The 3,017-nt window shown below is 56.1% G+C and carries 2 protein-coding genes; one reads left to right on the forward strand and one right to left on the reverse strand.

What is annotated here, in order from left to right:
* Positions 1–711 (reverse strand): YitT family protein (locus RMSM_RS35745; protein WP_008709540.1); only part of this gene is annotated, 711 nt, incomplete at its 3' end.
* Positions 712–1,136: 425 nt separating this feature from the next.
* On the opposite strand from RMSM_RS35745, the gene RMSM_RS35750 reads away from it, so the two are divergent.
* Positions 1,137–2,828: a di-heme oxidoredictase family protein gene (locus tag RMSM_RS35750; protein WP_040771352.1), complete on the forward strand. Its 1,692-nt coding sequence runs from the start codon at positions 1,137–1,139 to the stop codon at positions 2,826–2,828.
* The last annotated feature ends 189 nt before the right edge of the window (positions 2,829–3,017 follow it).

Raw genomic sequence — 3,017 nt, forward strand, 5'->3', positions numbered from 1 at the left:
TTGATGTGTCGTGTACGTACGATGTGCGGAGGTCGTTGTAATCGCAGTGCCGACATCTTCTTGGCGGCGGGTGATGATCGCCAGCATCGTGATCTTGAATTTGCGATACAGGTTGTTGAGTGTCTCGGCCGATGCGAAGATGTAAATGCACGTGTACATCAAAGTGTTGACAACGGATTCAAATTGCCCATTTTTGATGAGATCCATCACGAGCCCGAACGTGGTCGACCCGATCGCAGCCACAATGGCAATCGACCCGACCGGCTTCAAATACTTGACGGCAAAATAAGCCCCAAGGATGTCCTCGTCGCCGGTTGAGCCGCGGCGAGTGAACGCGAGAGCTTTGGCAACTCCCGCAAGCAGGCCGCCGAACAGAACCAGGATGATCCGCTCGTTCTGAGGTTCCGGTTGCGCGAATTGCAACTCAGGAAGCACGGCAAGTCCGACTACGACAGTGCCTACGACCACCAGCGATCGCTGCGCAAACACTCGGCTGACACGTGCGAACGCAAAGATGAGCAACACCGACTGGAACAGCAAGTAGAACCCGATGAATAGCCAATAACTCTCGAAGTAATACGACAGCGCCGTGGCTATCCCTTCCGTTCCTGTCAGGATGACCTTGGAGGGAAGTACAAAATATTTCAAAGCGACGGCGTATAAAATGCCAGCGAGAAGGATCAGGCAATAGTCAATCAATAATTGACGCACGAAGATTCATCCGTGAAAGTGAACGAGTGATTGCCGCGAAAAACGAAGGCTGAGCGGCGGAGACACAAAGGGACGCACGAAGAGGGAGACACGACGGGGGGCTGCATCGATCGTGCGTTGCATTCTGTAAACCGCTCGCGAGTACGGGCCTCGCGAGTACGGGCACAGCTTGGATCAAGACGTCTGACCTGTTTTCGCAAGTCTATCAGATAGGACCCTGGATTGGCGAGGCGACAGATTGGCGAGGCGACAGATTGGCGAGGCGACGACATTCCTGCCTATCTGCTGAACGCCCCCCCCTTCCCGTTTGAGTGACGTGAGCGGAAGCGTTGCATTGGCGGAGGGTTCTCGTCCTTCTATTGTGGGTGGAGATTGCCACGCCGCTTTTCCGCTTCTCTTTTCGAATACTGCCGAGGGAACGACTCATGGCTGTCATGCATCGGTGCGGACTGGCTGCGTTACTAATCCTGACGCTGATCAACACCCAATACGCAAACGCTCAGGACGCAAAAGCGGGTCGCGAGTTGTTCGAGCGTGAATGGGAATTTGTGGATCGTGCACGAACCGCTGATGCTTTCGACTCAATGCGCCGGATGCCGCAGCGGAGAGATCGGGGACACGGACAAAGAATAGGACGAGGCCCTCGGTCAGAATCCCGTGACAATGGCCAAGCGTTGGCGTCGATCCGCCCATCGGATGGACTTGAGTTACAGTCCGATGGACTGGGGCCGCTGTACAATGCTGTCTCTTGTGCAGCGTGTCACCCCGGCGGTGGGGCATCAGGCGTGGATCACAACGTGACCTGGATCACCATCGATCCTCGCTCGCCTTATTTTGATCCACCGACGGATCGTCGTGGTCGCGGAGCTCCCCGAAGTTCAGTCATGGATCTGTTTCCCGCACTCGTGTCCGGCAACACGCTGTCCTCCGGTACGGTCGTTCACGATCGTTCCACGCGGCCAGGCTATGACACCCTACGGCAACGTTTATCTGTCGGCGTGGTTAACGGGTTACAGCCGCAGTGGTTTTCTCCTCAAGAGCGGACGATTGATGCAATCGCTAGACAACCAGTGGTCGCAGGGCGATATGGAACGCTCGACTACTACCTCAGTCAGCGTAACTCGCCGCCGCTGTACGGCATGGGAGAGATCGAACGAATCTCCATCAATCGGTTGAAAGCAATCTCGCTCTCCCAGCAGCGATCGTCCGCTGGCAGGATCTCAGGCCGAGTGGCGGGGAAGTATGGTTGGCGGGGACAAATCAACACGTTGGCCGATTTTGTTGCGGCAGCCTGTGCGACAGAGTTGGGGCTGAATGTGGCCGGCGCCGCTCAACAAGCCGATGATCCCGCGGACCCTCATTACCAAAGCTTCGCGGCGGATATTTCGACAACGCAACTCGCGGATCTAACGAGCTACGTCGCCGACTTACCCGCCCCGTCGAAACCATTGCTTTCTCTGGATGAACGAAAACGGGTTCGCCGCGGAAAACTAGTTTTCAACTCCATTGGTTGTGCTGCTTGTCACATCGCCGATTTGCCGCCCGCACGAGACATTTTCAGCGATTTGTTATTGCACGACATGGGAGCTGAGCTGCAGGATCCGTTCCCGGCGGCTGCGCAGCAGTTGACCAGCATGAATGCAGCCGCACCCTACCAGAATCGATATGGCGGTGGTGAGACGTCAGCTTACGGTAACGCCGCTGCGCTCAACCGTACCGGTTATCCGTCCAGCCGTAGCGGAGGTCGGGGCACTCAAGGTCGTTCTGCCCCGAGAGTTGTCAGTTCCTATGATCCGGCCGAGGCACCTCGGGCGATTGCGATGGACTATCCCCCGCAACCGCAATTTCCCCGCGGCGAAGTCGATGAGGCTGACATTCAGGGGCGACACCGATTCTCTTGGGATGTTTTGCAGCGGGAGTGGAAGACGCCGCCGCTGTGGGGTGTCGCAGATTCGGCGCCCTACCTTCACGATGGACGCGCGGCAACCCTCACCGAAGCGATCCAGTGGCACGGAGGCGAAGCGGAGGCATCGAAGCAAGCTTTTATTAAGCTGAAAGAAGAGCAACGGGAATTGTTGCTTACGTTTTTGAAAAGCTTGAAATCCCCGATAAATTGAACGGCAATTGCCTGACGAGGAGCGAATCGACAGAGATCCATGGTGCATTGACAACACGTTAGCTGTCCAACGAGCGTTACACCACGAACGACTCAATTCGCGGACACAAGGCCTGGTCATGGCGTCTATCGGAACATCGGGCAACTACGTTGTGGAAGTCACGTAATTTATCTAGTGTAGATTCCACAC

The sequence above is a fragment of the Rhodopirellula maiorica SM1 genome (genome assembly GCF_000346295.1).
Lineage (GTDB): Bacteria > Planctomycetota > Planctomycetia > Pirellulales > Pirellulaceae > Novipirellula > Novipirellula maiorica.

What these genes read in the sequence shown, in the direction of transcription:
- RMSM_RS35750 (WP_040771352.1), top strand. Translation starts at nt 1,137, where the DNA reads ATGGCTGTCATGCATCGGTGCGGACTGGCTGCGTTACTAATCCTGACG.